The 22,765-nt window shown below is 40.7% G+C and carries 16 protein-coding genes, 2 tRNA genes and 1 riboswitch; of the genes, 4 read left to right on the top strand and 14 right to left on the bottom strand.

Annotated elements, in window-relative coordinates; genetic code table 11:
• Positions 1-62: 62 nt before the first annotated feature.
• The 3 genes from WKT11_RS08385 to WKT11_RS08375 form a co-directional block, all read right to left on the bottom strand.
• On the bottom strand, positions 63-911 hold the full coding sequence (locus WKT11_RS08385; protein ID WP_118629072.1) for a carbohydrate ABC transporter permease: 849 nt from the start codon (positions 909-911) through the stop codon (positions 63-65).
• 3 nt (positions 912-914) lie between these two features.
• Positions 915-1,817, bottom strand: a complete 903-nt coding sequence (locus WKT11_RS08380) for a carbohydrate ABC transporter permease (RefSeq protein ID WP_118611330.1) — start codon at positions 1,815-1,817, stop codon at positions 915-917.
• A 295-nt stretch (positions 1,818-2,112) separates the two neighbouring features.
• On the bottom strand, positions 2,113-3,480 hold the full coding sequence (locus WKT11_RS08375) for an extracellular solute-binding protein (protein ID WP_243118031.1): 1,368 nt from the start codon (positions 3,478-3,480) through the stop codon (positions 2,113-2,115).
• A gap of 579 nt (positions 3,481-4,059) precedes the next feature.
• On the opposite strand from WKT11_RS08375, the gene WKT11_RS08370 reads away from it, so the two are divergent.
• The 3 genes from WKT11_RS08370 (at position 4,060) to WKT11_RS08360 (ending at position 7,155) form a co-directional block, all read left to right on the top strand.
• Positions 4,060-5,244, top strand: a complete 1,185-nt coding sequence (locus tag WKT11_RS08370) for an iron-containing alcohol dehydrogenase (protein WP_118629074.1) — start codon at positions 4,060-4,062, stop codon at positions 5,242-5,244.
• 235 nt (positions 5,245-5,479) lie between these two features.
• A tRNA-Phe gene (locus WKT11_RS08365) sits at positions 5,480-5,552 on the top strand.
• Positions 5,553-5,871: 319 nt separating this feature from the next.
• A complete protein-coding gene (locus WKT11_RS08360) occupies positions 5,872-7,155 on the top strand; it encodes an O-acetylhomoserine aminocarboxypropyltransferase/cysteine synthase family protein (protein WP_117675832.1) in 1,284 nt (427 codons plus the stop codon).
• A gap of 256 nt (positions 7,156-7,411) precedes the next feature.
• Here the strand turns inward: WKT11_RS08360 and WKT11_RS08355 are convergent, their stop codons facing one another.
• Positions 7,412-8,509: a 3D domain-containing protein gene (locus tag WKT11_RS08355; protein ID WP_117844480.1), complete on the bottom strand. Its 1,098-nt coding sequence runs from the start codon at positions 8,507-8,509 to the stop codon at positions 7,412-7,414.
• Between the two features lie 243 nt (positions 8,510-8,752).
• Between WKT11_RS08355 and WKT11_RS08350 the strand changes: the two genes are divergently transcribed.
• Positions 8,753-8,825: transfer RNA gene (locus tag WKT11_RS08350), tRNA-Gly, on the top strand.
• A 395-nt stretch (positions 8,826-9,220) separates the two neighbouring features.
• Here WKT11_RS08350 and WKT11_RS08345 read toward each other — a convergent pair.
• The 10 genes from WKT11_RS08345 to codY form a co-directional block, all read right to left on the bottom strand.
• Positions 9,221-10,405, bottom strand: coding sequence for a phosphoribosylaminoimidazolecarboxamide formyltransferase (locus tag WKT11_RS08345; RefSeq protein ID WP_340283741.1), 1,185 nt, complete (start codon positions 10,403-10,405; stop codon positions 9,221-9,223).
• Positions 10,406-10,534: 129 nt separating this feature from the next.
• Positions 10,535-11,248 (bottom strand): IMP cyclohydrolase, encoded by a 714-nt coding sequence (locus WKT11_RS08340; protein ID WP_117675826.1) that lies wholly within the window; start codon positions 11,246-11,248, stop codon positions 10,535-10,537.
• Between the two features lie 59 nt (positions 11,249-11,307).
• A riboswitch (ZMP/ZTP riboswitch) is annotated at positions 11,308-11,388 on the bottom strand.
• Between the two features lie 233 nt (positions 11,389-11,621).
• Positions 11,622-12,530 (bottom strand): peptidoglycan recognition protein family protein, encoded by a 909-nt coding sequence (locus WKT11_RS08335; protein ID WP_445291933.1) that lies wholly within the window; start codon positions 12,528-12,530, stop codon positions 11,622-11,624.
• 209 nt (positions 12,531-12,739) lie between these two features.
• A complete protein-coding gene (gene guaB, locus WKT11_RS08330) occupies positions 12,740-14,197 on the bottom strand; it encodes an IMP dehydrogenase (protein ID WP_117675824.1) in 1,458 nt (485 codons plus the stop codon).
• A gap of 109 nt (positions 14,198-14,306) precedes the next feature.
• Positions 14,307-14,810, bottom strand: a complete 504-nt coding sequence (locus WKT11_RS08325; RefSeq protein ID WP_117675822.1) for a DUF6106 family protein — start codon at positions 14,808-14,810, stop codon at positions 14,307-14,309.
• Between the two features lie 204 nt (positions 14,811-15,014).
• A complete protein-coding gene (locus WKT11_RS08320) occupies positions 15,015-17,369 on the bottom strand; it encodes an Ig-like domain-containing protein (RefSeq protein ID WP_340283738.1) in 2,355 nt (784 codons plus the stop codon).
• A 22-nt stretch (positions 17,370-17,391) separates the two neighbouring features.
• Positions 17,392-18,468, bottom strand: coding sequence for a fibronectin type III domain-containing protein (locus WKT11_RS08315; protein ID WP_147324766.1), 1,077 nt, complete (start codon positions 18,466-18,468; stop codon positions 17,392-17,394).
• A gap of 469 nt (positions 18,469-18,937) precedes the next feature.
• The gene (groL, locus tag WKT11_RS08310) at positions 18,938-20,557 is read right to left on the bottom strand and encodes a chaperonin GroEL (RefSeq protein WP_117675816.1); all 1,620 of its coding nucleotides are present in this window, start codon (positions 20,555-20,557) and stop codon (positions 18,938-18,940) included.
• Between the two features lie 131 nt (positions 20,558-20,688).
• Positions 20,689-20,973, bottom strand: a complete 285-nt coding sequence (gene groES, locus WKT11_RS08305; RefSeq protein ID WP_117675815.1) for a co-chaperone GroES — start codon at positions 20,971-20,973, stop codon at positions 20,689-20,691.
• 539 nt (positions 20,974-21,512) lie between these two features.
• Positions 21,513-22,298, bottom strand: a complete 786-nt coding sequence (gene codY / locus WKT11_RS08300) for a GTP-sensing pleiotropic transcriptional regulator CodY (RefSeq protein WP_117675813.1) — start codon at positions 22,296-22,298, stop codon at positions 21,513-21,515.
• Between the last annotated feature and the right edge of the window lie 467 nt (positions 22,299-22,765).

Genomic DNA, 22,765 nt, shown 5'->3' with positions numbered 1-22,765 from the left:
TATCTCCCCAATATCATACCATGTTCAATGGTAAATGGATACAACAGATTTCGCAGAAAGAATCAACCCTTTACAGCACCTGCAGTCATACCTTTTACCAGTTTATCCTGGAAAATAATAAACATGATAACCATTGGTAAAAGTGTTAATGTAAGAACCGCCATGATCATTGGTGTATTCATAGAATACTGTCCCTGAAATTCCCAGATTGCCAACGGCAGGGTACGATTCTGGGCAGACTGTGTCAGTGTATTTACAAATGAGAATTCATTCCACATATTTACACCATTGTAAATTGCCAGTGTCGCCATTCCGGGTTTGGAAAGCGGCAGGATCATGGAGAAGAACATCTGAATCTTTCCACATCCGTCAATTTCAGCAGATTCTTCGATTTCTCTCGGAATCTCTTTCATAAAGCTGGTCAGGATAAATACGGAAATCGGAACTGCGAATGCGACATACGGTCCGACCAGTGACCAGATTGTATCATAAAGTCCTGTTGACTTTGACATTTTGAATACAGGGATCAATGTAATATGTACAGGAATAGACATACAGGCTACAATGATCGCATAAATCGGCTGTGCCATTTTAAACTTAAATCTTGCCAGAGGATAAGAAGCGCATGCTGAAATAAACAGCAGCAGAATCAGGGAGATTGCAAGAACGATCACACTGTTCTTGAAGTAATTTACAAACCCTCCTGTAAGTACCTCAGTGTAATTGGACCAGTTCAGTTGATCAGGAAGCTGGAATACACCCTTGGTAAGCATCTCAAATTTCTCTTTGAATGAGTTCAGCACCATGAATATAAAAGGTGTAAATGATACAATTGCTGCACCGATAGCAAGAACAAAAGCAATGACCCAGGCTATGATGCTTTTTCTTCTACTTTTCTTATAGCTGTCCATCCCTTAATCCTCCTGTTTTCCATTTATAAGTTTCATAGTAATCATAGATACCATTGTAATCAGGATAAACATACCTCCTGCAATGGCTGAGCCATAACCCATGTTAAAGTTCTTGAATGATTCTTTGTACATATAGGTTGCCATCAGCTCTGTAGCAGTACCAGGACCGCCACCTGTCATAACATAGATCAGATCGAAGTATTTCAGAGATCCAACCATTGAAAGGATAGCTGCACTCTTAATTGACGGAATAAGAAGTGGAAGTGCAATCTTCCAGAAATACTGTCCTCTTGTAGCACCATCGATTCTTGCTGCTTCAAATACATCATATGGGATGTTTGTATAACCAGCCATAAAGTAAACCATGTAGAATGGTGTAAACTGCCATGCAATGATAAGAATAACTGTGATCAATGCTAATTTTGGATTACCAAGAAGGTCAATGTTGCCCCCTCCGAACCATCCGGAAATTGTGCTGACAATACCTCCGTTTGTTGCAAGTGCGTATGTGAAAAGGAAACCAATTGCAACAGAAGACATAAGCATTGGAATAAACCAGATAACCTTGAAAATTGTAAGTTTCTTACCGCCAAAGTCAAGGAATGTTGCCATTGCAAGTCCTAACGGAATCTGGATAATGATAGATAGGATCATGATAATAACGTTGTTCTTAAATGCTATCCAGAATTTTGTATCTTTGATCAGTTTTGCCCAGTTTGCAAGTCCTACCATCTTCTTGTCTGCGGAAATACCATTCCACTGGTATCCGCTTGTAATAAATGTATCAATAATCGGATACGCGATAAATACTACTAATAAAATGATAACAGGTGCCAGAAAAAGTGCTGCTGTCTGACGTGTTTTTCTCTGTCTTAACTGAACCAGAGATATCCCTTTTTCATTCATTTTGGTGCCTCCTTTTTAATACTTTCTGAGATTTGATCATCTGACCTAACGTATGCCAGAGTATGTTTGAAAAATGCTTTCGGAATATGTTAGAGATATATTTCTGAGATGGTTTTTATATATTTTCTGACATGCTGTCTGATATGTAATTTGACATTGAAATGATTTTTCAAGCACGCTCTGTGTACTCACATATTGTTTTTCAAGATAAAGGGTTCTGCACTTTCAGCATGTGCAGAACCCTTCTTTTCTACCCTTACTCAGGTCAGAATGAATGCCTGCTTTCCTTTAAAGATTATTCAGCATCATCTGCTGCTGCATCATCTGTAGCTTCTTCTGCAGTATCATCTGCTGCGCCGGAATCAGATTTGGTACTTAAATATTCGTCCATTGCTTTCTGCATTTCTTCCTGTGCTTCCTGAGGAGTCTTTGTCAGACCAAATACTTCCTGTAAGCCATCAAGATGTGCAGATGCAACAGATGTTGGCAGATACTGGTCATACCACAACTGGATAGAAGATGCTTCCTGAGCTGCATCAAAAATTTCCTTTACAACAGGGTCTTTGATGTGGTCTCCTGCATCTTTTACAGGAACAATCTTGTTGTTAGAGTATGTAATGTCTGCAACTTCATCAGATAAATGATCTGTTGCACATTCAAATGCTGCTGCAAGTTTATCACCTTCACAGTTGAAGGAAATGAACTGATCACCTACAGTACCGATCTGGATTGTAGGATCAGCATCGGAATCATCAATTGCAGGGAATGGGAACCAGCCGATCTTCTGATAGAATTCCTCACTGTCAGTCTGGAATGTTCCTGTATACCATGAGCCACAGAGAAGCATACCTGCTGTCTCCTGATACATTAACTGTTTTGCCTGTCCGTCATCTTCGCTTAAGGAGTTTACGCCATCCGGGAAGTATCCGTTGTTAACCCACTCCTGAATCTTCTCACCTGCTTTGATGAAGCAGTCATCTGTGAATTTACCGGTTCCTGCAACTGCATTCTGGAATGGTTCCAGTCCGCCATAACGTGCTGCCAGAGACATGAAGTACATGGAACCTGTCCATTTGGAAGCATTAGCAAGTGCAAAAGGTGTAATTCCGTTTTCTTTTAATGTTGCACAGATATTTTCCAGATCAGCTAATGTCTTCGGTTCTTCAAGTCCGTACTGTTCAAACATATCTTTGTTGTAGAAGATACCTGCCAGAGAAACATTCAGATATGGGATTGCATATACATGTCCGTTGTAGCTTCCCTGTTCAATAGCTGCATCCAGAAGTTTATCTTTAACATCGGACTGATCAAGAAGATCATCAATCGGCTGAGCAAATCCGGAATCAATATATTCATACATCGGACCACCGGACCAGCTTGAGTACATATCAGGACACTCACCGGAGCTCATCGCGATAACAAGTTTTTCCTTGTATGTATCGTTCTGGATGGCTACCTGATTTACAGTATAGCCTGACTTTGTTTCTTTGTTAAACTTGTCTACTGCTGCAGTAACAATATCTTTGTCCGGGCTTTCTACCGCGATATTCCAGTAAGTAATTTCTTTGTCGTCAGCTGCAAATGCAGTTGTCTGAGCTGCCATAGGTACCACCATAGCTGCTGTCATGGCAAGTGCCATAATCTTGTACATTCTTTTCTTCATTTCTTTTTTCCTCCTTTTTTGTTCACTTTGTATATTTAAGTGTATTTATCATAGCATCCCCCTCGCACAATGCCCATAAAATAATCTGTCTAAAATCTATAAATTTCTGTCTTTCCTTTTTTCGCGTGAAGGAAATTATAGATACTGTGCAAAAAATTATAGATATTATAAATTTATACCCATACAAGGATACTGTTATCTCTGCTAAATTTCTCATAATCTTCATTTTCAAGTGCGATGATTCTGTCCAGATATTTTCCGCGTTACTGTTCTACTCTTATTATTTCTTTGACTATTTCCCCATTATCTGTTTTAATTAAGATATAATGATACCAAAGGCAAAGCTTTACCTTTAACATCATGCAAATGAGTCAATCGGATATTCGCAATCCGCTTCCGCTACGTGGCTCTACACCGAATAACTGCCTCGCAGTTTATCAGGAGGGGCTTGTACCCCTCCTGATACAAGCAAGTCCCCACCCACTGCTTATTGCTCTTCGCAATTGAAGCAGGGGACTTACTTGATTCGGTTAAATCCATTATCAATTTTTCTAAATTTCAGGAGGCATAACATACATTATGAGAAATTTCGAATATTATACACCAACCCGTGTCATCTTTGGCAAAGATACCCACCTTCAGGCAGGTTCTCTGCTGAAAGAATATGGGGCAAAAAAAGTGCTGATTCATTTCGGTGGACAGAGTGCTGTCCGTTCCGGACTTATCGATGAGCTGAAAGCCAATCTCGAAGAAGCCGGACTTGAATACGTCACTCTGGGAGGCGTTGTTCCAAATCCTCACCTTTCCAAGGTCCGCGAGGGAATCGAATTATGTAAAAAAGAAAATGTAGACTTTATTCTTGCCGTCGGTGGTGGAAGTGTAATCGACTCCTCCAAAGCCATCGGCTACGGTGTCGCAAATCCAGAAACAGACGTCTGGGATTTCTGTCTGAAAAAAGCAACCCCAACCGCCTGTCTCCCTATCGGTGTAGTCCTTACCATTGCAGCCTCCGGAAGCGAGATGAGCAGTTCCAGTGTCATTACAAATGAAGAAACAAAAGAAAAAAGAGGCTGTGCAAAAACAGATTACTGCAGACCGAAATTCGCCATCCTGAACCCGCGCCTCACCTACACTCTCCCGCAGTATCAAACTGAAAGTGGCTGTGTAGACATCCTTATGCACACCATGGAACGCTATTTCGTAAACATTGAAACCATGGAAATCACTGACAGTATCAGCGAATCCCTGATGCAGACTGTCATTTACAACGCCCGTATCCTCATGAAAGAACCAGACAACTACAGCGCCAGAGCCGAAATCATGTGGGCCGGAAGCCTCTCTCACAACGGCCTCACAGGATGTGGAACCGGCGGTGGTGACTGGGCATGCCACCAGTTGGAACATGAACTCGGCGGAGTCTATGATGTCACTCACGGCGCAGGCCTCGCAGCCATCTGGGGAAGCTGGGCACGCTACGTCTACGAAGTAAACCCGGAACGCTTCGCCCAATTCGCAACAAACGTATTCTATATCCCCTGCGGAACAGATTTCAAAGAAACCGCCCTCGCCGGAATCGAAGCAATGGAAAACTTCTTCCGCTCCGTAGAAATGCCAACCAGCCTCCACGAACTCGGCCTCGACCTGACCGACCAGGAAATCCACGACCTCGCCTTCAAATGTAGCTTCGAAGACACCCGTACCATCGGTGTATTCAAACAACTCAACATGAAAGACATGGAAAAAATTTATCAGATGGCAAGGTAATGCTTTACCTTTCCATCTGGCATCAGTCCATTTTTAAGGCAGGAAATTTCTACACTTTTCCAATTACCAGCTGCGAAAAATAGATGTTTTCTGACACATCTATTTTTCGCAGCGTCCCTTTTTAAATAGAAACATTATTATCTCTTTTTTCGCAAAAATCAAAAATTTTGCTTGCACTCAAACAATCTATATGATATTATAAACCTCGTGATAAACAATAAATCACAAACCAAATGCCCAGATAGCTCAGTTGGTAGAGCAGAGGACTGAAAATCCTCGTGTCGCTGGTTCGATTCCGGCTCTGGGCATTTTTTATTATATTTTTTTACTCACTGCTGGTCAGAAAAAGCCTGGGCATTTTTTATTATATTTTTTTACTCACTGCTGGTCAGAAAAAGCCTGGGCATTTTTTATTATATTTTTTACTCACTGCTGGTCAGAAAAAGCCTGGGCATCTTTTTATTACATTTTTTAGATTTTTTATTTCCCTTTTCATATTGTCTTCTACAAATTTCAGAGGTATAATTTTCTAAGACTATCATGAAATTTTGTATCAATATCATCATTTTCCCAATATTAATACAACATTTTATTGAAGCAATTTAACATAAGAAAGGAACCAGACTCATGAGTGACTTTAAACTCGAGACTAAATGTCTCCATTCCGGTTACACTCCATCCAAGGGTGAACCATGCGCACTCCCGGTTTATCAGAGTACCACTTACAAATATGATACCACTGATGAAATGGGACAGCTTTTTGACCTGAAGGCAGAAGGATATTTCTACACCCGTCTTCAGAATCCGACTAACGATGCCGTAGCTGCAAAAATCGCTGATCTGGAGGGTGGTGTTGCCGCAATCCTTACATCTTCCGGACAGGCTGCTAATTTCTATGCGGTCTTTAATATCTGCGAAGCAGGTGATCATGTCGTAGCTGCTTCCACTATTTACGGAGGAACATTCAATCTTCTTGCCGTTACTTTCAAAAAGCTCGGCATTGACTGCACTTTCGTTGATACAGATGCAAGTGCTGAGGAAATTGCTGCTGCTTTCCGCCCTAACACCAAAGTACTTTTCGCAGAAACAATCGCAAATCCTGCTCTGGTTATTCTGGATATCGAGAAATTCGCAAAGGTTGCTCACGAGCATGAAGTTCCGCTTATCGTAGACAACACCTTCGCTACTCCTGTTAACTGTCGTCCTTTTGAATGGGGTGCAGATATCGTTACTCATTCCACCACCAAATATATGGACGGACATGCTGTACAAGTTGGCGGAGCTATCGTTGACAGCGGCAACTTTGACTGGGATGCTTATGGACATAAATATCATGGTCTGACAGAACCAGATGAATCTTATCATGGCGTAATCTACACGAAACAGTTTGGAAAAAAAGCGTATATCACAAAGGCAACCTCTCAGCTGATGCGTGACCTTGGCTCTATTCCATCTCCGACAAACTGTTTCCTTCTGAACCTTGGACTGGAAACATTGCCACTTCGCGTAGAACGTCACTGCTATAATGCACAGAAAATCGCAGAATTTCTGAATGCCCACGAGAAAGTCTCTCACGTAAACTATGCAGGGCTTCCGGATGACAAATATTATCCACTGGCTCAGAAATACATGAACGGAGGCAGAACCTGCGGTGTTATTTCCTTTGAATTAACAGGTGGCAGAGAAGCAGCCGTCCGTTTTATGGACAGTCTGAAACTTGCTACTATCGCTACTCATGTAGCGGCATCTAAGACTATGATTCTTCATCCGGCAAGCCACACGCATCGTCAGATGAATGATGAACAGCTTGCAGAAGCCGGAGTATCACCGGGAATGATCCGTCTCTCCGTTGGTATCGAAAACGCAGATGATATTATTGCTGACATCGAACAGGCACTTCAGAACGCATAAAATATAGAACTTTCTCGTAACTATAAAGGCACTGAACAGTTACGCTTTCTCTATGAAATCATAAAAAAGTCCAGAAGTAATCCCAAATATGATTTATTTCATTTCATATTTGGATTCTTCTGGATTTTATTATTCTCTCATTTATCAGACTTTAACCGAATCGAGTAAGTCCCCTGCTTCAATTGCAGAGAGCAATAAGCAGTTATTCGGTGTAGAGCCACGTAGTGGAAGCGGATTGCAAATATCCGACTGACTTCTACTCCTGAAGCAAATATACATCTGTATAATACACGCCTTTATCTTCACCCTCCTGGTGAGTAGCAACATAAATATCGATACAATTCTGCTTAATTGCACCGCCACAGTCCTCAGCAACATAGACTTGTCCATTGATTACAACTTTGGAACCATATGGAATCTGCGAAGGATCTACAGCAATCGTATGATTTGTTGTAGCTGTTACACCTGATGCTGTAATGCCGTTTGCCCATGGGCCACAACAAATGCTGCATGGACAATAATGTGTAATCTTAAATGTTCCTAATGGCTTCAAAGTTGCCTCTGATGACACTGCCACCGGGGTACCAATCTGTACGCCATTGACAGATTCACCTTTAGATGCAGTCACGCCTTCCACCGCATCGGCAAAAACTCCCTTGCCTTCGCTTTTATGGATGACACCCGCTTCCTGTCCATCTACCTCTGCGATTTTTGTCTCTTCCTCGCTTTCTTTCGTGTCTGTCACATTCTCCAGCACACTGGTTGGTATATAGCCGATTTTTTTCTTTCCCTCATCATTCTTATAGGAAATCTGACTCCATATATCATTGACAGTAGCAAGTCGTTTAACCTCATCCTCCTGAATGATCTCACCTACCACTTCCCCATCCTTCTTACCTGGATAATCCAGAATATCGCTGTCTTTTAATGCTGTAAAAGTTCCTTTCGCGGCCTTTACCTGATCACTGTCATTGATATTTTTTGTCTGCACATAACCGCTGATCTTCTGTTCGCCGCTCTTATTCTTATATTCATAGGTCACCTTACTCCAGCCATTATCACAAACAGCAACACGTTCCACGCTCGTTCCAAGATAAACTTTCTTTAATTTCTTTCCGTCCTTACCAGGATTGGAGCTTATATATGTAGACTTGACAGATATCGAAACTATATCTGTCTTGGCAACCGCAGTTACTTTCTCCCCGCTTCCATTGTCAATCTCAAAAGTCTGGGCAGTCTTATTGTCTTGCTTGTAAGCATTAATCGTACCCTCATAATCAAGGATATCCGCTGATACTGTAGTCGGAACTGCAAGTGCAGAACAAAGAGCCAGCATCATCAGTCTTTTTTTCATAAGCAAATTTCATCTCCTTTATTGCTTTACATTCAATTATCATAGCACAGCCCCTGCTCTTTTGCAATTTTCCCATCCAAGACTTCACGAAATATTCAAATTTTATTCCCCGATATGAAGCAGCCATAACTTTTTTCAAAAAATATTCTCAAAATCAATAAAAAGTATTTGACAAATAATATTTTTTATAGTAATATATATCTTGTCGCTGAGGAAAATATCCTAGCAAACAATTTAATAAATGCGATAGTGGCGTAGTTGGTAACGCGCGACCTTGCCAAGGTCGAGACCGCGGGTTCGAGCCCCGTCTATCGCTCTCAGAGCATCAGCTAGAGCTGATGCTTTTTTCGTCCCCTTCTATGACTTTCCATAATTATAGCAATCCCATATCCGCCAATAACATCTATAGCCAATGTCCTTGATTAACATCCCTGGGGCAAGCGTATATTCGCAATCCGCTTCGCTACTTGCTCATAACCAGCGCAGGACATTATATGTTTTTGCCCGCATTTGCAGGAGTCTTAGAAAAAGTTAGCGCCAGGAAATCTGCGTTATGTAAAAAAATTTCACTGTCTGAGCCGCATTTGCGGCGAGTTTGAAATTTTTTTACATGTTTTTAGCAGATTTCCTGGCGCTTAGTTTTTCTTAGGCTCCGAAACCGCGGACAAAAACATATAATGTCCTGCGCGTCCCCATACCAGTACCAGCACCTTAGTGATGGAACAATCTGATACCAGTAAAGCTCATCACCATTCCATATTTATTACAAGTCTCGATCACAGCGTCATCACGCACAGATCCACCCGGCTCAGCAATATACTTCACGCCACTCTTATGAGCACGCTCAATATTATCACTGAATGGGAAGAATGCATCAGATCCAAGTGTAACATCAGTCATCTGATCCAGCCATGCACGTTTCTCTTCCTTTGTAAATACTTCCGGTTTCTCTGTGAAAGTTTTCTCCCACATACCGTCAGCAAGTACATCCATATATTCATCACCGATATAAACATCAATGGCATTGTCACGTTCCGCACGTGAAATTGTATCTTTAAATGGCAGATTCAGCACTTTCGGGCACTGGCGAAGGTACCAGTTGTCCGCCTTCTGGCCTGCAAGTCTTGTACAATGTACACGTGACTGCTGTCCTGCTCCTACACCGATTGCCTGTCCATCTTTTACGAAACATACGGAATTGGACTGTGTATATTTCAGAATGATCAGGGAAATCTTCATATCACGTTTTGCTTCTTCTGTAAGCTCTTTATTCTCTGTCACAATATTGGAAAGCATTGCATCATCAATCACAAGTTCCTGACGTCCCTGCTCGAAAGTTACACCAAATACTTCTTTGTGTTCCAGAGGAGCCGGTACAAAGTTCTCATCGATCTGGATTACATTATAGTTTCCTTTTTTCTTCTGTTTCAGAATCTCCAGAGCTTCTTCTGTGTATCCAGGTGCGATCACACCATCGGATACCTCTCTCTTGATCAGAAGTGCTGTATCTTTATCACACACATCAGAAAGAGAAATAAAATCACCAAAAGAGGACATTCTATCAGCACCGCGGGCTCTTGCATAAGCGCATGCTAATGGCGAAAAATTCTTCCAGTCCATATCATTTACCCAGTAAATCTTTGCCAGAGTCTCTGTAAGAGGAAGTCCTACAGCAGCACCTGCAGGAGATACATGTTTAAAAGATGTAGCTGCAGGAAGTCCTGTCGCTTTCTTCAGATTGGATACCAACTGCCAGCCGTTGAATGCATCTAGGAAATTGATATATCCCGGTCTTCCGGAAAGGATCTTTACCGGAAGCTCGGATCCGTCTGCCATATAAATTTTTGCAGGTTTCTGATTCGGGTTACAGCCATATTTTAATTCGAATTCTTTCATTATATAAATCCTCCGTATGAACCAAATAAGTATTTTAAAATTAATTTCTGTAAATAATTTCTAACTGCGAAAGCATCGTCTTATGCCCACAATAATCTATGAGCACTATCTGTACTCAGTAAGTGACTATTATTTATTCTTATTAATGATCTTGCTTTCGTACTTTCCAGTCTCAATATCAATATATCTCACAAACAGAGATACCTTATTATCTTCATTCAGGCTGTTCCAGAGAAGGTTTGCAAATTCATCCATATCATTCGGAACCGCTACCAGTTTTGGCTCTCCCTCGAAGCTTGGAAGTGGATTTCCATCGCATTTATAAGTATGAATAAAATGTCCCTCACCGGCAATCGCATTCTCATATGCAAATGTATAACGGTTGCATGCGTCCGGATTTCCGTTGTTGCTCTTGAGGATTGACATTGCATAACTGAATTTTCCATTCTCTACATGCATAACTCCGGAAATACGAGGTGTATAGTTTGGTCCGTCTGGCTCAAATTCTCTGCTTCTTAAGGACTGTTCAAAAGTAAGCTGATGATCCATTCCCTCATAAACAGTATCTGTCTGATCTCCGTTTGTCACGATTGTTTTGTTTCCCAGTACACGTACAGGTGCATAAATGATCAGACTCGGATCTGTAAGTTTGGATGGATCAAATGCCTGTGTGCGGATTCCTTCTCCATCTTCTACAAATACTCTGTTTCTGCTGTTCTCGCTTCTGCCCATGATGAAATAAGCTGTCACTGCTTTCTTACCGTCTGCAGAACGTCCGATTACGATTCCTCTTCCCGGATAGGAATTCTCTTTCAGTTCTTTTTCCAGTGATAACATTTCCATAATTTTTTCTCCTTTTCATTAAAAATAAGGTCAAAAAAAGCCTGGGAAACCCTTTCTCTCCAGGCTGCCCAGGCGGTCGGCTCATATACACACTGCACTCCCTGTAGGTAATCCTACTTCCGCCAGTCATGCAGGTACTGTTGTGAAAATTCACACGTTGCTATTATAGTACAATACTTTTTTGCGGATTTCAAGGCAAATTTTTTTGTGCGGTACTTATTTTCTGTGTGATTATTATTGTTCACCCATTACTATCCCCATAAGTATATTGACCACTTGATGCTCTGACATATATAAAAAAATTTCAAAACATACAAGCCAAGTTTCTATTACTATAGTCAATTGGGAATAAATTTTTGTTGCGTTACTGTCATTATCCTTGCAATCCATAATCTACATTGATCTGCGCTGCAATATTAGCTTTCATCTGAAGCCATGCATCCGGATTTTCCACATAATATTTCGGGCAGTCCTTTCCGGTAACATCATAGTGGCGGATCACATTTTCGGATGTGAGCCCAAACCGCACGCATAACCATGCTGTCAGTTTCACTACAGAATCATATGTTGAATCATTGAATTGCCCCGTTTCATCCGGATGGCAGCATTCGATTGAGATTGTATCTACATTGCGCGAATTCGTCGCATAAGACATTTCAGAAGTAGGGATACACTGCACCACCTCTCCGTCCAGTCCCACCACAAAATGGCTGCTTACCTTCGTATCATGGGTATTTGCCAGATTCTCAAAATAATTCCTGTTTGCAATAGCTGTTGCTCCTGGATTTGCAGTGTAATGAATTGCAATATAGTTTACACTTTCGATAGGAATCTGTGGTCTGGAATACTCATTTGGTGTGAGCAGTTCCACATCAATATAAGGTGCTCCCTCTTTCTGCCACTGCTCTGGTCCACCGGATGAATCGTCTCCTGAGGATGTTTCTGATTGTTCTGTATCAGAAACCATGTCATCCGAATTATGTAAAAAATCCCCAATACTCCATCCATTTTCTCCGGCACGATTCAGCACGATCCATCCAGCTAAAAGCACGATAATAATTAACAGGACAGCTATAAACACTCGCTGATTTCTCTGTTTTATTCTGCTGCTCTTTCCCCTTTTCTTTCTGACAGTCGTTTTTTTCGCCTCATAGAGTGTGGCTGATTTTGCATTTTTTGAAGTTCCTGCTTTTCTCCCCGTCTTCTTTGCGCTCCCTGACTTCGCCGCAGTTTTCGTGCCTTTTTTACTTGATTTCTTAGTTTTGTTTATCTGTTTTTGCATTTTTACCTTCTCTTACAGGATTCTATACCTGCAATAACCGCCTTAGCGATATAATTTCTCTCCGTCATATATGGAGACTTTTTTTATCTTCTAGTGTGCCGACAAGTTGATTTCTTGATACAAAAAACACCCCTGTCAGCATATGCCGGAAGGTATTTGCTTTCCTTCCACCAGCAGCCAACCGGGGCATTTATTATTGTAAATCTTTATTATTTATCATCTACGCTGTAGTTTGGAGCCTCTTTTGTGATATGAATATCATGTGGATGAGATTCCTTAAGAGATGCAGCAGAAATCTTGATAAATCTGCCTGTTGTCTTAAGTTTTTCGATATTCTCAGCACCACAGTATCCCATACCGGAACGGAGACCACCCATAAGCTGGAATACAGTATCCTCAACATGTCCCTTGTAAGCAACACGTCCTTCGACACCTTCCGGAACAAGTTTCTTCGCATTCTCCTGGAAGTAACGGTCTTTACTTCCGTTCTCCATAGCTGCAATAGATCCCATACCACGGTATACTTTGTATTTTCTACCCTGATACAGTTCGAATGTTCCCGGGCTCTCATCGCATCCTGCGAACATGCTTCCCATCATGCAGACATTCGCACCGGCTGCGATAGCCTTTGTGATATCTCCAGAATATTTAATACCACCGTCTGCGATAATCGGGATTCCGTATTCTTTTGCCACTTCGTAGCAATCCATAACAGCAGTGATCTGTGGAACACCAATACCTGCAACGACACGTGTTGTACAGATAGATCCAGGTCCAATACCAACTTTAACTGCATCAACGCCAGCCTCAATCAGCGCCTTTGTTGCAGCGCCTGTTGCAACGTTACCTGCGATTACCTGCAGATCCGGATATGCATCTTTGATCTCACGGACAGCCTTAAGTATGTTCTCTGAATGTCCATGAGCGGAGTCGATTACGATTACGTCTACAGATGCTTTTACAAGTGCATCTACACGTGCAAGTACGTTAGCTGTAATTCCTACTGCTGCACCGCAGAGAAGACGTCCCTGATCATCTTTTGCTGCCAGAGGATATTTAATCTGTTTCTCAATATCTTTAATAGTAATTAAACCTTTTAAATTAAAGTCATCATCTACAATGGGTAATTTCTCTTTACGGGATTTCGCCAGAATCTTCTTGGCTTCTTCCAGTGTGATTCCTTCTTTGGCTGTGATCAGTCCCTCTGAAGTCATGCACTCTTTGATCTTCTTATCGAAATCTGTCTCAAATTTCAGATCACGGTTGGTAATGATTCCTACCAGTTTTCTGCCTTCTGTGATCGGCACACCGGAGATACGGAACTTCGCCATTAACTCATCTGCGTCCTTGAGTGTATGTTCAGGAGATAAATAGAAAGGATCTGTGATAACACCGTTCTCGGAACGTTTTACCTTATCTACCTCTTCAGCCTGAGCTTCAATGGACATATTCTTGTGGATAATACCAATACCACCCTGTCTCGCCATGGCGATTGCCATACGATGCTCGGTTACTGTATCCATTCCTGCACTCATCATAGGAATGTTCAGTTTAACCTTCTTTGTTAAGTACGTTGTAACGTCTACCTGATTCGGAATTACCTTTGAATATGCTGGAACTAACAGAACGTCATCAAAAGTAATACCTTCACCAATGATAGTACCCATTGCATTTCCTCCCTTGCGTATATGAAATTGAATTACTATTGTAATATAAAAAGGAACCATTAACTGGCCCTTTTATTTTCAACAAGTGTAACAAAAATCAGTTTCTATGTCAATCCAAAAAAACTTTGCTCGGTGCTGAATTTTTCATAGCCTGTGCAAGTTTCTCGTCTGGCTCAAGGATGATCTTGCATAATTCTCCGTCCAGTCTTGTGATGATTCCGAAGCGTTTATGCTCTGAATTTCCTGATGAAAAATCCAGTACTTTCATCTTCTGGTTTCCGTTATAATAGTCCATTCTGTGGGAATTTAACGGTGCAGCCAGATCTGCCTCTGATAATTTGAAACTCTTTACTCTCTTTCTTTTTGTTTTCGCCATTACCATATCGATGTCGAAATCGCCGTTGATAAACAGATATTCGTATTCTACGTCTGTTTTAGGAATTACGAAATAACATGCAATTCCAAGTGCTACAGCTACGATCCATATTAATGGAGTGATAATCAGTCCGGCAATTACTGCGATTGCTGTCAACACAATCAGGCCATACTTTACAAAGCTGTCTTTGATTGTGTGTTCCCGTTTTACCAATAATTCTGAATACAGGTCACTCATCTTCTTTGCTCCTTTTCTTCTGTTTTTCCGGTAGTCTGAATCAAATTTTCAGCAACCCGGATGATTTAATAGGTATTATAGCACAAAAAGGGACTGCCGTCTATGCGGCAGTCCCCCAGATTTTGTCAGTTTAGAAAATCTCATCACAAAAGATGATATTCCATGGATTTTGACCCGTAGCTGTGAAGCATTGAGCAGGTACACTTATTTCATATTTACTGTTACCACACATTTTGCAACCACACCCGAACCATCCAGCGCATGAGCTGTAATTACCGCAGTTCCATTTCCCACAGGTGTGAGGTAATGTTTACTGAATTCCGTTGCCCATCCACTGTTTACCAGTACAACAGACTTATCACTCGTGGTCCATCTGCATCCCTTTACTGTGGCATTGGATGGACTGTAGGTTGCTTCTATAACATAATGCTTCTTCTTGTCTGTGATTGTTACGGATGTCTGGCTTAATTTGATCGATTTCACTTTGATTACCTGAGTATTCTGATCATCCGGAATAGAAGGCAGTTCTGAAGTTCCATTGTCATCTTTATAATCTACGATTACTTTACACTGAGCAGTCAGTCCGGAACCATCCAGCGCATAAGCTGTAACTACTGCTGTTCCATTTCCCACAGCCGTAAGCATTGTACTTGAAGAAGCCAGATAATCATATCCATCTACCGATACTACAGACGGATCACTGCTTACCCATCCAAGCATTTTATAATAAGCTCTGAACGGCAGAACCATAGAATCAAGAAATACCCTATCTCCTTTAGATGTCATGGTGATAGAACGTCGACTTAAGGTTATATCTGTCATCAGTGTCGGATGTACTCCCGGCGGAATCGGAATCGGTGTCGGGACTGCCGGCTGTGCAGGTGTCGGTGTGACCGGTCTTTCTGTTTTACTCAGATTTACACTTACTCCCTGTTCATCATATCTTCCGGCAGTTTTGGTTTTGCTGTAATAAGCTTTTACTGTATAAGTATTCTTCATATCAGCGACCGGATTCTTATCTGTAAAACTTAACGCAGATGCTTTTACAGATCCAATCTGTATCCAATTGCTCATAGTCGTTTTGCGGAAAATTCTATAGGCATTACAGCCCCCTGCTTTTTTCCAGCTGACAGTGACTGTATTATCAGAATTAACTACAGCTTTTACCAGCTGTGGAGTTTCAGGAACTGTTTTTACAGTTAAGCCTTTTGTGTCATAGGTACTGTATTTTCCTGAAACCTGATTATACGCTTTCACTGTATAATCATATTTCTGTCCTACTATGATTGGATATTTCTTAGAAGATGTATGGACATATTTCGTTACACCAGATTTCACTGTAGCAAGCTGTGTCCATTTGGCAGTTCCTGTCTTTCTGTAATAAATGACATACCTGGATACATTCAGGGATTTTTTCCAGCTGATCTGGATCTTATTATAAGAAAGGGCAGAAATCTTGTCCAATGCCGGTTTGCCAGGCGTATCTGTTGTAAGTGGAGGAATTTCTTCCGTTCTGGTTAAATGACAATTCTGGCAAGTATATACCTTCTCTCCTTTGGTAGATGCAGTTGCCTTTTTTGTAACTTTTCCATTATCCCAATTATGTTTTCCTTCCAGTGTAGTCTCTACTTTATGTCCTGCACTGTCGCTTGCGGTAATCGTTACTTTTCCACAGGTGTGAACTGTCACTGCACCGTTACTGTCTACCGATGCGATACTATCATCAGAAGAGCTCCATGTGATCTGATCCATCACCTGCAGATTTTTGATAGTTGTACCGTTGAATGAAATATCTGTTGTCATTCTCAGCTGTGAAGTTTTATCTGCCTGCGCAGAAAGATCACCAGTGATTCTGTACTCATTACTGCAATAAGAATCTGTGAATTCAAGAATCTGCACGCAGTCTTTTACCGCTGTTCCCTGAGTCTCATCCAGTCCTGTCTGAGAGGAAAACTCTCCTGCCGTTGTATTTGGATACACCGTATCTTCTGAATAAAAAGTTCCAAGTCCTATATATCTGTTGGAAGGATTGATCATCGCTGTATAATGACCTGTAACTCTATTCGGAGTCTGATTTACCCAGTCTGATTTCTCGCCATACCACTGTTCAATTCCATCTGTCATGGTTTTTCCCCAGTTCCATGCAAGAACTTCACCAGAGCTCTCTACACGATTAAGACTTTTTATTTCAAAGCAGTCCCTGCCATTTGTTCTTTCGTGTGCCATTGTGATTCCTGACTCCGCCGCACGGATTCTTGCAATATATTCAAGATCAGAAGACCATTTGATTGGTACATAATCCGAGGGTTTCAGTGGACTGCCTGTCCGGGGGTTAAGCACCCCCTCCTGGCAGGCTTCTTTACGAATCTCATTAATTCTTTTTAACGCCTGTGGAATCTGCGTGATATATTCACCTTTTACTCCAAGAAGCGTACAATTCGAAGAAGCGGTTTCAACATCTGTCGGTATCGTCGTAGAAGCGGATATATTCCCTGCGCCAAGCCAGATAACCGCCATCATCATTACTAACAAAAACAGGTTTCTATTCTTTTTTCTCATTATGACTGCCTCCTTTCGCTGTTTACAGTCCTGAAAGTGCACTGGTATCTGTAATCTTTGTCCATGAAGGTTTCTTATTTCTGGAATCAAAATCAATCAATTCTTTACTTCCCACTTTATAGTTCAGAGGTTCACTGTAATGCTTAAGTATGTTATCCTCTTTATCTATAAACCATCGATATTTAAAATTCACAGATTTAGCATACCAGTAATAATTCTCATATAAATAATCATGTTTTTCCGACATCTGCGGGTCCCAGAAATAACCGCTCATTCGCTTTGATTTATAACCTGAACCGGTCTTCTCACAAGTATAAAGCTGACAGATTTTCCGGGTATAGGTCTTATCTCCTTCCTCCCAAGGGCAGTCAGAGCCTACGATCAATTCCGGAATTGAGTCATTGTTCATGTCAAAAACAAAATACTCAAGATTCACTGTGCCGTACGGCATTGGCTCGATCATACCTATCTTATCCCCTGCTTTAACTGCACGCAGAACATCGACATATGCATCTCTGACCGTTGGAAAAGTAAATTGGGGAGAATCAAGAACTGCCAGCAGGATATTTGAACGATTTCCCGTTGTTTTGGTCTTGCTGTCGTATCCACATACAGCATAATAATTGGCCCATCCACGAACTGGTGTTGTATCTTTATATTTCAGTGTATTTGATTTTACCCTGGCGATCCTTTTCCATGAGCTTCTGTAGGTTCTTCGATAAATCTCATAAGCGTCACAGCCACCTGCTTTACTCCATGACAGATTTACTGAAATCTTATCAGAATTAACCTCCGCTTTATTAAGCTTCACCGTTTCCGGTAAAATCTGTATCATAATTCCTCTTTTATTATACGCACCATACTTTTTGGAGGCAGAATTATAAGCTTTTACTGTATAAGCATATGATCTGCCTGTCGTAAGCGGATATTTGGCAGAAGCTTTATGCGTGTAGCTGGTAGTTCCAGCTTTCACAGATGCCAGTTTCGTCCACTTTCCGGCCTTTTTCTCTTTGTAATAGATATGATAATCCGTCGCATTATCTGCCTTTTTCCAGGTAAGCTTTACCTGTCCAAAAGCCGGGGTTGAAATATCCTGCATTGTGGCCCTGCCAGGAACATCTGTAGCCGCAAATGTACTGGCCGGTTTTGCAAACAAAAAACAAAATGTGAGCAACATTAACACTGTTATAAAAACAGTTACATGGGATTTTTTTATGCAATCCTTCTTCATTCTTTCACACATCCTTTCTTCCTTGCTGTCGGTTGCTGCAATAAGTTCCGCTAGATTTTTCCTGCTCTTTTTTCAACTTTACCTCCTCCCTTTTTCAGTTATATTATATGGTGTAATTTTATCACAATAAAATAGTGTAAATCAATAAAGTACGACTACTATTTGTCAAAAACTATCTTCTCTTTGTTACCACTCACACAAAAAGGCGTTTCATGAATCTTTCAATTCACGAAACGCCTTTTTAGTCAATCGGATATTCGCAATCCGCTTTTGCTACTTGCTCATAACCAAATAACTGCTTCGCAGTTTGGTTAAATAATCAATTTTTGTCTATTGATTACATCATTCCCATTCCCGGGTTAGCAGCCGGTGCCGGATTGTCTTCTTTGATGATTGCAACAGCAGATTCTGTTGTAAGTAATGTAGAAGCAACGCTTGTAGCGTTCTGAAGGGCACTTCTTGTAACCTTTGCAGGGTCAAGGATTCCTTCGCCTACCATATCTACATATTTCTCATTGAGAGCATCGAAACCGATTCCCGGTTCGGATTCTCTTACTTTATTGATGATTACGGAACCTTCCAGTCCTGCATTTGCAGAAATGCGGAACAGAGGAGCTTCCAGAGCTTTCAGGATAATGTTTGCACCTGTCTTCTCGTCACCTTCCAGAGTAGCTGCAAGTTTTGCAACTTCTTTGGATGCGTGGATGTAAGCAGATCCGCCACCTGCGATGATACCTTCTTCAACTGCTGCTCTTGTAGCTGCAAGAGCATCTTCCAGACGAAGTTTAGCTTCTTTCATTTCTGTTTCAGTAGAAGCACCAACACGGATAACAGCTACGCCGCCAGCCAGTTTTGCAAGTCTTTCCTGTAATTTTTCTTTATCAAATTCAGATTTTGTTTCTTCGATCTGTCCACGGATCTGTGCAACACGGTTTGCGATTGCATCTTTGTCGCCCATACCATCAACGATAACTGTGTTCTCTTTTGCAACTTTAACAGATTTTGCACGTCCTAACTGCTCCATAGTTGCATCTTTCAGTTCAAGACCGAGTTCTTCGGAGATTACCTGGCCACCTGTAAGGATTGCGATATCCTGAAGCATTTCTTTTCTTCTGTCGCCATATCCAGGAGCTTTGACAGCTACTACCTGGAAAGTTCCTCTTAATTTGTTTACAATAAGAGTTGTAAGAGCTTCACCCTCTACATCTTCAGCAATGATGAGGAGTTTAGCACCAACTTTTACAATCTGTTCCAGTAATGGAAGGATTTCCTGGATGTTGCTGATCTTCTTGTCTGTGATCAGGATGTATGGATCTTCCAGATTTGCTTCCATTTTTTCCATATCTGTTGACATATATGCGGAAACATATCCACGGTCGAACTGCATACCTTCTACCAGATCAAGTTCTGTGTGCATTGTCTTGGATTCTTCTACTGTGATAACGCCGTCTTTGGAAACTTTTTCCATAGCGTCTGCTACTAACTGTCCAACTGTCTCATCGCTTGCAGAAATAGATGCAACGTTTGCGATCTGTTTCTTGCCGCTGATTGTCTGGCTCATGTTCTTGATTGCTTCTACAGCTACATCTGTAGCTTTCTTCATACCTTTTCTGAGGATGATCGGGTTAGCGCCTGCTGCCAGGTTTCTCATTCCTTCGTGAACCATAGCCTGTGCAAGAACAGTAGCTGTTGTTGTACCATCACCTGCTACATCGTTTGTCTTGGAAGCAACTTCTTTGATCAGCTGAGCTCCCATGTTTTCAAATCCATCTTCCAATTCGATTTCTTTTGCGATTGTAACACCGTCGTTTGTGATAAGCGGAGCACCGTATGGTTTGTCAAGAACTACGTTTCTTCCTTTCGGTCCTAATGTTACTCTTACTGTATCAGCTAATTTATTTACACCAGCTTCAAGAGCTGCTCTGGCTTCTGCGCCGAATTTAATTTCTTTTGCCATGATAATATGACCTCCTGATTCAAATTCTGATCTCTATGAATTCTTTCTGATACTTATCCGATATTTTATATTACGTTCTGTAGATATTATCTTATAAGTATCTTCATTTATGTTTTCTATTTTGATATTGCTTATTTAACAATTGCAAGAATATCATTCTGTTTTACAATGATATATTCTGTGCCATCCATTTTTACTTCTGTTCCTGAATATTTGGAATAGATAACTTTATCACCTACAGCTACTTCCATTTTTACTTCTTTACCTTCTACAACTCCGCCAGGTCCTACAGCTACTACTTCTGCCTGCTGTGGTTTTTCCTGTGCCTGTCCCGGAAGAACGATTCCGGATTTTGTTGTTTCTTCTGCTTCAACCTGTTTTAATACAACTCTGTCACCTAAAGGTACTAATGTCATGATCTATGATCCTCCTTTATTCTCCAAATTGAGATTTGTCCTGTTACTGCTGCTCTGCAATGCCCTTTCTTATTAATTGGAGATACAGATTTCAGTAACTGCTTCGGCCTTTGTCAAATCCTGCCGCTTTTTGCTAGCACTCATTTGTCTCGAGTGCTAATCACTGTCCTTATATTATTTAAAATGGCTTGATTTCGCAAGTGCTTTTAGCATTATAAAATATGATGTATTCTCTTATTTACTTATTTTTTCTATTTTTTTCTCATGTTTTCTTAATTTACAAATAATTTTAATCTTAATGCATAAATTCCTCGTGTACCGATTTGATGCCAAACCCCAAAAACATAGAATAATTTTGATCGACAAAGTACCAGAACGAAGCGGTGCGGCATCATTATCGTTTGAAAGAAACACTGTCCTATGTGAAATCAGATATAAGTCCTTAGAAAATTCTACAATATCAAAAAGACTGCCTGCTAATTAGCAGACAGTCTTCTTATGTTCTTCATTATTTAGATTTATGATTTATTTAAAGCAAGTCAGGCTTTCTTATTTCTCTGTGCCTTGATCTCTTCCAGTTCATCAAAGATTACTTCGTTGAGAACCTTGATATAAGTTCCCTTCATACCGGAAGACCTGGATTCAATCACACCGGCACTTTCAAATTTTCTCAATGCATTTACAATTACAGATCTGGTGATTCCCACGCGGTCAGCAATCTTACTTGCAACCAGGATTCCTTCATCTCCGTCGAGTTCATCGAAGATATGAATGATTGCTTCCAACTCTGAGAAGGATAATGTATTAAATGCAGATTTCACAACCTGCTGTTTTCTGTCTTCTTCTGCATTCTCTTCGTGAACTGCACGCATCATCTCCAGACCAACTACAGTTGTACCATATTCACTGACAATAATGTCTTCAATATCATACGGTCTGTCATAGCGGTACATAAATACTGTACCTAATCTTTCTCCTGCGATATCTATCGGATTGATGATTCCCTGATAGCTGCTTGACACATGCTCAAAGCCCAGTGTCTGAAGATTCACATTCTCTTTTGTTGACAATACACCTAAAAATCGCTCGTTCAATAATGAATCCACATATCCGCCAACTTTATCCTCAATCAGCTCGGTAATCTCTTCTACGCCCGGACATAAACTGACGCCCAGAACCTTTCCCTTTTTGCTGAGAACCAGGATATTGGAACTCAGAGTTTCCATCAGAACCTGGCAGATATCATTAAATACGACTTTACTGGAACTGCTGTTATGCAGAAGTTTGTTGATTTTTCTTGTTTTGTCCAGCAACTGAACGCTCATATAGTCCTCCTTTCGCCTTGCATATATCTGAATTCTTTTCTGTTTATCTTTCACTCATCTTAATAATATATGAACAGAAACCTTTTCTGACACTATTTAAGCAATGAACAGTATCTTCACTCTGTTCTGAAAGAAGATTCAGACATACCCGGTCAATAACTTTACTCGTACTTTAATACTACACGTTTCACAGATAAATTACAAGACAAATTTTATAATTTTTTTATTTATTTTTGCTTTTCTGAAAATAGATTCCTTTTGCAAATATTATTCAATAAATATGGTGTTATTTCGGAATACAGTTTTTCTCAAAACCGGATTATTATTTATTACACTGTATGTATATTACAAACATATTTTATGACAAAAAAATACAGGAAAAGTATCATTCTCTTCCTGTATTTATACTATCTTTTATATTTTCATCTACGAAGATTTTCTAAGCATGTTTAAAAATGCATTCTACT

It is taken from the genome of Blautia sp. HCN-1074, from assembly GCF_037890165.1.
Classification (GTDB): domain Bacteria; phylum Bacillota; class Clostridia; order Lachnospirales; family Lachnospiraceae; genus Blautia_A.
This window is presented reverse-complemented; position numbering and strand designations above follow the sequence as displayed.

Coding starts and splice junctions, on each gene's coding strand:
- WKT11_RS08385 (WP_118629072.1), bottom strand. CDS start 911: ATGGACAGCTATAAGAAAAGTAGAAGAAAAAGCATCATAGCCTGGGTC.
- WKT11_RS08380 (WP_118611330.1), bottom strand. CDS start 1,817: ATGAATGAAAAAGGGATATCTCTGGTTCAGTTAAGACAGAGAAAAACA.
- WKT11_RS08375 (WP_243118031.1), bottom strand. CDS start 3,480: ATGAAGAAAAGAATGTACAAGATTATGGCACTTGCCATGACAGCAGCT.
- WKT11_RS08370 (WP_118629074.1), top strand. CDS start 4,060: ATGAGAAATTTCGAATATTATACACCAACCCGTGTCATCTTTGGCAAA.
- WKT11_RS08360 (WP_117675832.1), top strand. CDS start 5,872: ATGAGTGACTTTAAACTCGAGACTAAATGTCTCCATTCCGGTTACACT.
- WKT11_RS08355 (WP_117844480.1), bottom strand. CDS start 8,509: ATGAAAAAAAGACTGATGATGCTGGCTCTTTGTTCTGCACTTGCAGTT.
- WKT11_RS08345 (WP_340283741.1), bottom strand. CDS start 10,405: ATGAAAGAATTCGAATTAAAATATGGCTGTAACCCGAATCAGAAACCT.
- WKT11_RS08340 (WP_117675826.1), bottom strand. CDS start 11,248: ATGGAAATGTTATCACTGGAAAAAGAACTGAAAGAGAATTCCTATCCG.
- WKT11_RS08335 (WP_445291933.1), bottom strand. CDS start 12,530: ATGCAAAAACAGATAAACAAAACTAAGAAATCAAGTAAAAAAGGCACG.
- guaB (WP_117675824.1), bottom strand. CDS start 14,197: ATGGGTACTATCATTGGTGAAGGTATTACTTTTGATGACGTTCTGTTA.
- WKT11_RS08325 (WP_117675822.1), bottom strand. CDS start 14,810: ATGAGTGACCTGTATTCAGAATTATTGGTAAAACGGGAACACACAATC.
- WKT11_RS08320 (WP_340283738.1), bottom strand. CDS start 17,369: ATGAGAAAAAAGAATAGAAACCTGTTTTTGTTAGTAATGATGATGGCG.
- WKT11_RS08315 (WP_147324766.1), bottom strand. CDS start 18,468: ATGCAGGATATTTCAACCCCGGCTTTTGGACAGGTAAAGCTTACCTGG.
- groL (WP_117675816.1), bottom strand. CDS start 20,557: ATGGCAAAAGAAATTAAATTCGGCGCAGAAGCCAGAGCAGCTCTTGAA.
- groES (WP_117675815.1), bottom strand. CDS start 20,973: ATGACATTAGTACCTTTAGGTGACAGAGTTGTATTAAAACAGGTTGAA.
- codY (WP_117675813.1), bottom strand. CDS start 22,298: ATGAGCGTTCAGTTGCTGGACAAAACAAGAAAAATCAACAAACTTCTG.